The organism is Actinocorallia lasiicapitis, from assembly GCF_054778695.1.
This window is the reverse complement of sequence record NZ_BAAGZI010000694.1, coordinates 1-1,516: the sequence shown is the minus strand read 5'-3', so window position 1 is coordinate 1,516 and position 1,516 is coordinate 1. Positions and strand designations below refer to the sequence as shown.

At 73.0% G+C, this 1,516-nt stretch carries 2 protein-coding genes; both read left to right on the top strand.

Going from position 1 to position 1,516, the window contains the following annotated elements; translation table 11 throughout:
- Positions 1 to 594 (top strand): acyl carrier protein (locus tag ACYVE7_RS33855; protein WP_460370637.1); only part of this gene is annotated, 594 nt, incomplete at its 5' end.
- 50 nt (positions 595 to 644) lie between these two features.
- Positions 645 to 1,516, top strand: an 872-nt coding sequence (locus ACYVE7_RS33850) for a beta-ketoacyl synthase N-terminal-like domain-containing protein (protein ID WP_460370635.1), incomplete at its 3' end; no start/stop codon positions are given.

The following is a 1,516-nucleotide window of genomic DNA, read 5'->3' as shown; positions in this document are numbered from 1 at the left end:
GTGCTGCGCGTCCAGCCGGTGGTGCAGCCGATGCTGCGCGGCCTGGCCCGGGTGCCGGCCCGGAGGGCGGGCGGCGACGGCCTGCTACGGAAGCTGGCCGGACTCACCGGCCCTGACCGCGATCGGACCCTTCTGGAACTGGTGCGCGGCCAGGTCGCCAGGGTGCTCGGGCACGGCGGCGTGACCGCGGTCGACCCCGACCGGGCCTTCAACGAGCTGGGCTTCACCTCGCTGACGGCGGTCGAGCTGCGGAACGCGCTCAACGGCCAGACCGGTCTGCGGCTGCCGACCACCCTGGTCTTCGACCATCCGACGGCCCGCGCGGTCGCCCGGCACGTCGCCGAGTCGCTGGACTCCGCTGGCGGTGCCGACGACGCGCAACGGCTGATCGGGGAGATCGACCGGCTCGACGCCTCCCTCAGCGGGCTGAGCCCCGACGACACCACCCGCCCGCTGCTCACCGCCCGGCTGGAAGCGCTGCTGCGCAAGTGGCGCGACCCGTCGGGACCGGCCGACGATCCCGCGACCGACCTCGCGTCGGCGACCGACGGTGAACTCTTCGAGGTCCTCGAAAGGGAGCTGGGACTGTCCTAGCGCCGCCTCCACCAGCCCTGCGACGACCCGGTATGGGAGTGACTTTTTCGATGGCGACTGATGACAAGCTCCGCGATTATCTGAAGCGGGCCACGGCCGAGCTGCAGGTCACCCGGCGGCGTCTGCGCGAGGTCGAGGACCGGGAGCACGAGCCGATCGCGATCGTGGGGATGGCGTGCCGGTTCCCCGGCGGCGCGGACACCCCGGCGAAACTGTGGGACCTGGTGGCAGGCGGCGTTGACGCGGTCGGCGGCTTCCCCACCGACCGGGGCTGGGATCTGGGCCTGTACGACCCCGAGTCGGCCCGCCCCGACACCAGCTATGTGCGGGACGGCGGGTTCCTCTACGACGCGGGCGCGTTCGACGCGGCGCACTTCGGGATCAGCCCGAACGAGGCCCTGGTCACCGACCCGCAGCAGCGCCTGCTGCTCGAGGTGTCGTGGGAGGCGCTGGAGCGGGCGGGCATCGATCCCTCGTCGCTCAAGGGCAGCTCCACGGGCGTGTTCGCCGGGCTCGTCTACCACGACTACCCCGACAGCACGACGACCGGAGCGCTCGTCTCGGGCCGGGTCGCCTACTCCTTCGGGTTCGAGGGCCCGGCGATCACGGTGGACACGGCGTGCTCGTCGTCGCTGGTGGCGCTGCACTGGGCGGTGCGTTCGCTGCGGTCGGGGGAGTGCTCGCTCGCCCTGGCCGGCGGTGTGACCGTCATGTCCACGCCTGGGACGTTCGTGGAGTTCAGCAGGCAGCGCGGTCTGGCCGCCGACGGCCGGGTCAAGGCGTTCGCGGCGGCCGCTGACGGCACCGGCTGGGGTGAGGGCGTCGGCGTCCTGGTGGTGGAGCGCCTGTCCGACGCGCGCCGCCTCGGCCATCCGGTGCTGGCGGTGGTGCGGGGGAGCGCGGTCAACCAGGACTGTCCGAC